Origin of the sequence: uncultured Vibrio sp., from assembly GCF_947488985.1 — a bacterium.
Taxonomy (GTDB): domain Bacteria; phylum Pseudomonadota; class Gammaproteobacteria; order Enterobacterales; family Vibrionaceae; genus Vibrio.
In genome coordinates, this window is the sequence record NZ_CANLBV010000008.1 from 70,518 (window position 1) to 77,628 (window position 7,111).

The 7,111-nt window shown below is 44.8% G+C and carries 5 protein-coding genes; 2 read left to right on the forward strand and 3 right to left on the reverse strand.

The window, feature by feature from the left end:
- Nucleotides 1-147: 147 nt before the first annotated feature.
- Nucleotides 148-2,736: a bifunctional aconitate hydratase 2/2-methylisocitrate dehydratase gene (acnB, locus tag Q1A70_RS03325; RefSeq protein ID WP_299686879.1), complete on the forward strand. Its 2,589-nt coding sequence runs from the start codon at nt 148-150 to the stop codon at nt 2,734-2,736.
- A gap of 99 nt (nt 2,737-2,835) precedes the next feature.
- Here the strand turns inward: acnB and Q1A70_RS03330 are convergent, their stop codons facing one another.
- The 3 genes from Q1A70_RS03330 to Q1A70_RS03340 all read right to left on the reverse strand — a co-directional run bounded on the left by Q1A70_RS03330 (nt 2,836) and on the right by Q1A70_RS03340 (nt 6,524).
- Nucleotides 2,836-3,966 (reverse strand): glycerate kinase, encoded by a 1,131-nt coding sequence (locus tag Q1A70_RS03330; protein ID WP_299686877.1) that lies wholly within the window; start codon nt 3,964-3,966, stop codon nt 2,836-2,838.
- Nucleotides 3,967-3,981: 15 nt separating this feature from the next.
- Nucleotides 3,982-5,247, reverse strand: a complete 1,266-nt coding sequence (locus tag Q1A70_RS03335; RefSeq protein ID WP_299686875.1) for a GntP family permease — start codon at nt 5,245-5,247, stop codon at nt 3,982-3,984.
- 125 nt (nt 5,248-5,372) lie between these two features.
- On the reverse strand, nt 5,373-6,524 hold the full coding sequence (locus tag Q1A70_RS03340; protein WP_299686873.1) for a sugar diacid recognition domain-containing protein: 1,152 nt from the start codon (nt 6,522-6,524) through the stop codon (nt 5,373-5,375).
- 144 nt (nt 6,525-6,668) lie between these two features.
- Between Q1A70_RS03340 and Q1A70_RS03345 the strand changes: the two genes are divergently transcribed.
- Nucleotides 6,669-7,037 carry a YacL family protein gene (locus Q1A70_RS03345; protein ID WP_299686871.1) on the forward strand — a complete coding sequence of 123 codons (369 nt, stop codon included), beginning with the start codon at nt 6,669-6,671 and terminating at the stop codon, nt 7,035-7,037.
- Nucleotides 7,038-7,111 lie beyond the last annotated feature (74 nt).

The following is a 7,111-nucleotide window of genomic DNA, read 5'->3' on the forward strand; positions in this document are numbered from 1 at the left end:
TTGGTCTCTCTGACGCTATCCATTCTCTTTTATTGAATGACCTCAATTTAGTAAAATGATTGAACAGGCGAAGGAGTTGCCAAGTTTTCCAAGGATGTCCAATCCTATTCTAACTATAAGGATGGACCGCAATGAGAGGAAATAGTCGTGCTTGAAGCCTACCGTAAACACGTCGAAGAGCGTGCTGCCGAAGGAGTTGTTCCTAAACCACTAGATGCTGAGCAGGTAGCTGGCCTAGTTGAACTTCTTAAAAATCCACCTCAAGGTGAAGAAGAGATCATTCTTGATCTATTAGAAAACCGCATTCCACCTGGTGTTGATGAAGCTGCTTATGTCAAAGCTGGCTTTCTTACGGCGATCACAAAAGGTGAAGTAGCATCTCCATTAGTAAGTAAAGCAAAAGCTGCAGAGTTGCTTGGTACTATGCAAGGTGGCTATAACATCGAACCTTTAGTATCTCTACTTGATGATGCTGAACTTGCTCCTATCGCGGTTAAAGCCTTATCTCATACTCTACTGATGTTTGATGCGTTCTACGACGTAGAAGAGAAAGCAAAAGCCGGCAATGCTTCAGCGCAGCAAGTACTTCAGTCTTGGGCTGACGCTGAGTGGTTTACCGCGAAAGATAAAGTCGCGGAAAAAATTACCGTTAAAGTATTTAAAGTCACCGGTGAAACCAACACTGATGACTTATCTCCAGCGCCTGATGCATGGTCTCGTCCTGATATCCCAGTACACGCAAAAGCGATGCTGAAAATGGAGCGTGACGGCATTACTCCAGATGAGCAGGGTAAAGTTGGTCCTATTACTCAAATTGAAGAGCTACAAAAAGAAGGTATTCCACTGGTTTATGTGGGTGACGTTGTCGGTACCGGTTCTTCACGTAAATCTGCTACAAATTCAGTACTTTGGTTTATGGGTGAAGATATTCCATACGTACCAAACAAGCGTACTGGCGGTGTTTGTCTTGGTGGTAAAATTGCTCCAATCTTCTACAACACCATGGAAGACTCGGGCGCACTACCGATTGAACTAGACGTACAGAACATGAACATGGGCGATGTTATCGATATCTTCCCATACGAAGGTGTTGTGCGCAAAAACAACGAAGTGATTGCTAGCTTTGAACTGGGTAAGGTATTACTTGATGAAGTGCGTGCTGGTGGTCGTATTCCACTGATCATCGGTCGTGGTCTAACAAGCCGCGCTCGTGATTCTCTTGGCTTAGAAGAGACCGATTTGTTTGCTAAACCAATCGATCCATCTGCATCTGATAAAGGCTACACGCTAGCTCAGAAGATGGTCGGTAAAGCCTGTGGTGTTGAAGGCGTTCGCGCTGGTCAATACTGTGAGCCTAAGATGACAACAGTAGGTTCTCAAGATACGACGGGCCCAATGACGCGTGATGAGCTTAAAGACCTTGCATGTCTTGGCTTTTCTGCTGATTTAGTGATGCAGTCTTTCTGTCATACGTCGGCATACCCGAAACCTGTTGATGTTAACACTCACCATACGCTACCTGATTTCATCATGAACCGTGCGGGTGTTTCACTGCGTCCGGGTGATGGTGTTATCCACTCATGGCTAAACCGCATGTTGCTTCCTGATACTGTTGGTACAGGTGGTGACTCGCATACTCGTTTCCCATTAGGTATTTCGTTCCCTGCGGGTTCAGGCCTAGTCGCATTTGCGGCGGCAACGGGTGTTATGCCACTTGATATGCCTGAATCTATCTTGGTTCGTTTTAAAGGTGAAATGCAGCCAGGTATCACGCTACGTGACCTAGTACACGCAATTCCTCTATACGGCATCAAGCAAGGTCTACTGACCGTAGAGAAAGCGGGTAAAATCAACGAATTCTCTGGTCGTGTACTTGAAATTGAAGGTGTTGAGCACCTATCTGTTGAGCAAGCATTCGAACTTTCTGATGCATCTGCTGAGCGTTCTGCTGCAGGTTGTACGGTTAAGCTTTCTGAAGAGTCTATTTCTGAGTACTTGAACTCGAACATCGTGATGCTTAAGTGGATGATCGCTGAAGGCTACGGTGATGTTCGTACTATCGAACGTCGTATTACAGCTATGGAAGAGTGGCTAGCGAACCCTGAGTTACTGTCTGCTGATTCAGACGCTGAATACGCTCACGTTATCGAGATAGACCTTGCTGACATCGATCAACCAATCCTATGTGCACCAAACGATCCAGATGATGCTCGTCTTCTTTCTGACGTTCAAGGTACTGAAATTCAAGAAGTGTTCATCGGTTCTTGTATGACGAACATCGGTCACTTCCGTGCTGCAGGTAAGATGCTTGAAGAGTTCAATGGCTCTCTAAACACTCGCCTATGGGTTGCTCCGCCAACTAAGATGGATAAAGATCAGCTGACAGAAGAAGGCTACTACGGCATCTTCGGCCGTGCTGGGGTTCGTATCGAAACTCCGGGTTGTTCACTGTGTATGGGTAACCAAGCACGTGTTGCAGATAAGTCGACAGTAATGTCTACGTCTACTCGTAACTTCCCGAACCGATTGGGTACTGGTGCGAATGTTTACCTAGCTTCTGCTGAACTTTCTGCGGTTGGTGCGATTCTTGGTCGTATCCCAACGAAAGAAGAGTACCTTGAGTACGCAGAAAAGATTAATGCAACGGCTGCTGATACATACCGTTACCTGAACTTCCATAAAATGGGTCAGTACACGGAAAAAGCAGACACGGTTATTTTCCAAGAGCCTGCGTGATATTCCAAGAGCCTGTGTAATAAAAGTTTGATAGCAAATAAAAACCGCTGATTTTGAAGTCAGCGGTTTTTTGTGGAGCGTGATGTTTTGTACCGAGCTTTATTTTAACTGATAAAGCGCGGCAATGTTACGTGAAGTTAGTTCTAGATTTGCCTGTGCTTGGGCGAGAGCCGTTGGTAAGTCAACCGCGGCATTGACAACCGAGAAGACAACATCAATACCGTGATCGTGCACGATAGCACAATCATCGGCCAAGCACCCCGCGATACCGATGACAGGTAAATTATACTGCTTTGCGGTACGTGCTACGCCAATTGGGGTTTTGCCATGAACCGTTTGGCTATCGATACGACCTTCACCTGTAATAACCAAGTCTGCATCTTTAACGATCTCAGAGAGGTTGATTTCATCCATTACGATATCAATTCCAGGGCGAAGCTCTGCATTTAATAAGCCGATAAGTGCGGCACCTAAACCACCTGCAGCGCCTGCGCCTGCGCAGTTTTTAATATCACTACCGACTTGGGTTTTAATGATTTCAGCGTAATGGGCTAGGTTACTATCTAATGTGTTGACCATCTCTGGTGTCGCCCCTTTTTGTGGACCAAAGATATGTGAAGCACCTTTAGGGCCGCAAAGAGGATTATCTACGTCACAAGCGACTTCAAGACGAACATTACGTAATCGCACATCAAGACCTGATAAGTCGATAGTCGTTAGTCTTGCTAGCTCACCACCACCGTAGCCCAACTCTTCACCATTGCTATCGAGTAATCTAGCACCGAGAGCTTGAGCCATACCGATGCCTCCATCATTCGTAGCACTGCCACCGATGCCAACAATAATGTGCTTTGCACCATTGTTAAGTGCTGCCTTAATCAGTTCACCAGTACCAAATGTGGTGGTGAGTAGAGGGTTACGTTTTTCAGGTTCAACTAAATGCAGACCTGAAGCGGCAGCCATTTCAATCACGACAGTATTACCGTCGCCAAGTAGGCCGTAAAAACCGGACACAGTTTCGCCCATTGGACCTGTTACATCGCATTTGATGACGGAACCATTGGTTGCATCAACCATAGATTGAACCGTTCCTTCACCGCCATCTGCCATTGGCAGTTTGACATACTCTGCGTTGGAAAAGATTTGTTTGAATCCGTTCTCAATCGCACACGCTACTTCCATTGCAGTCAAGCTTTCTTTATATGAATCAGGAGCAATAACAATTTTCATAATTAACCTTAATAATTAAACGAACAGACCAAACACACCGAAGATAAGTACCGATACAATCGCGATGACTAAGCCGACAGCAGATTCGTAAGGAATAAGTTTGAGGCGTTCATGGATATCCATGTGCACTGCACCACCCGTTGCGTGGAAAAAGCTACCGTGCGGCATGTGATCAAGTACTGTAGCGCCAGAGTGAATCATGGCTGCGCCCGCAAGAGCTGGAACGCCGAGGTCTAGGATCGTGCCAGCAAATACGCTGGAAGCAACCACTGTACCTGCCGTTGTTGATGCGGTAGACAGCGCCATCAATGCTCCTGATATAGGTGCCAGTAAGAAAGATGGTAAGCCAGAAGTGGTTAGCAAACCGATTAAGTCGGCTTTTAGACCTGAGTTAGCGACAATGCCTGCGATGGTACCAGTACCCAATAACATGACGGCAACGGGAGCCATGCGAGATAGTCCTGCGACCGCATAGTTATTGCTCTGTTTAAAACGTCCCATAGCGACGGCACCTAACAGGCCACCCAGTGGTAGGGCTATTAACGGGTCTACCGCAATTCCAGCTATTGGACGAAGTGCTAGTAGAGAGATAGCTACGAGTGGAGCGACAATCGCAGTCGCAAATTTTGGCAGTGTAGAATGATCTACGGCTACAACTTCGCTTTCGTGAACTTTGGATCCCTTGTTGACTAAGCGTTTCGCCAAGAAGTAAGCAAACGCCACACCGAAAAGGCCTGGAATGATACCAGCGGCCATGACTGAAGTGAGCGGGACGTCAAACGAGTCTGCTGCTGCAATCGCATTAGGGTTTGGCGACATCACGTTACCCGCCTTACCACCACCTACCATAGCGAGAAGAATCGCTGTTTTTGATAGATCAACACGACGTGCTATAGCTAGTGCAATCGGCGATACAGTAATAACAGCTACATCAACAAAGACACCTACTGCTGTTAAGATCATCGTTGCGATAGCCAGTGCTAGTAAGGCGCGGGTTTCGCCGACTTTTTTGACAATGGTTTCAGCAATGGACGTTGCTGCTCCAGATTCGATCAGCACGCCAGCTAAGACACCTGCTGCAAGAATACGCATAACAGAGGTGACGATACCTTCAGCACCACCGATCATCAAGTTGACGGTTTCGGTCAATGAAACACCACCTACGACACCACCGACAAGAGCACCGATGATCATGCCGTAAGCTGGTGGCACTTTTTTCAATATGAGTGTGATGGCAACGACGAGTGCGGCCAATGCACCTAAAGTAGAAACTTCAATCATGTTTAATCATCCGACTTATTGATTAGCTGCGGATAATGTATCCAGTTATGGTTAACTAGTCTTTGGATGTTTGAACAGATTTTTGGTTATTTAATGGCGTTTTTATTGTGCAATTGAACAATAATTTAATTTCCTTGATCATAGGTTGAACCTAAATAGAGCTGTATTATTGAATCTAAGTTATTGATATTTAATGATGTTATGTGGGATATTTTGTCTAGTCGATAGCGTAGAGTATTTCGGTGAATATGGAGTGATTCGCAAGTTTGGTGCATGTCACAATTTTGATCAAAATAGGTCTTAAGGGTTTTGGTTAACGTGCCTCTAGAGTCGTGACTTAGCAGTAATTGGTAGGGGTGACAAAGTTGTTCTAATTGCCAAGGTTCATTTTTGACTGCAGACAGTAGAACAGGTACTCGGTGATCTTGATAAAAAAACACTTGACCTGAATGTTGCTTAACTAAATCCATGGTTCGCTTGGCGGTTTTGTATGATTGAGCTAATCCAACCAATGATGGAAAGTAGTCACCTAACGCGATACGAATGGTAAATTGGCCTTGTTTTTTGATTCGGTTGAGTAACTTATTTACCCTTTTTATTTCAATCTCTTTTGACCACCCATCTTCGGTGAGGGTTATCGGTTTGAGCACCACCACCTCATGTTGTGATACTGAAATGATACCTACTAAATTGTCGCGTTCAGGGTACTCAAGCAGATGAACTAACTGTTGTAAGTGTTCGAGTTGCAGTGGTTGGTTCTTTTTAGGTTCGACTTTGACGACAGCGGCAATACGTGGCTGAGATAGATCAAGGTCAAGGCGTTCGGCAATGGCAATTAGTTGATTGTCGTTTAATGTGGATCCTTGGATTAACTGTAGCACCAACTCTTCACGATGGCGTTTATTCCATTCGACTTGTGACATTAGGGCAGATTGCTCAATGATAAGCTCTGCGGTCATCTTGACCAGTTCACCATAATGGCGCACTTCATATGGTGTTCCCGAAATACCAATGACACCGATGACTTGACTACAGTGTACAATTGGTAGATTGATACCTGGCTTCACACCTTTGAGCATATCGGCTGTTGCCAGATCGATCTCTACTGTCCGTTTTTCATTGATTGCAAGAATAGCCCCCTCATGTTTTTGTTGTAAACGTGAGAGATCTCCTGAACTAATAATGCAGCCTTTTTCATCCATCACATTGATAGAGTAAGAGATAATTTTCATTGTTCGCTCAACAATTTGACGAGCGATATTTTCATTTAATTGCATAGAGTACCGAGTAAGCTTAATGGGTAGTGGTTTAGAAGCGTTGAATAATTGATAATAGCACTAATTAATGTTGGCTCACTTGTATACAGATAACGCTTGTATACGAATTTCAACAAACGATAAGTCATGATGTAAGAGAATTAGATGGACTATGAATTTAAGAAAAACACCTTAGATGGCAGTTACTACTGTTCTATTTCTATGGGCCATGAAATTGTTGGCCGCTGGCTTCAAGAAGAGATCGGTAAAGACAAGCAGAAATTAGATCATGTGATGACGCTGATTGAGCAATCAAGGCAGGATCTGAGCAATGAAGTGACGCTGTTAGGCAAAGAGATCAGCCTATCGATCAATGAAGATGAAGTCACGATTCAAGAAAACGTGTTAGCGCATGAGCAAGAGATGGAAGAAGGCAGTGAGTTCGATTTCTATAACTGTGAAAGCCAAGCAAGCTGTGGAATCGATGACTTTGAGTTGTTAATTGAACGTTGGATTGAGTTTTTAGGTTACTAGGGCGTGTTGATCTTTGCTGTACATTTCGCGTTCAACAATACATCGGTAGCCACATCAACATGAATGCCAGCGAT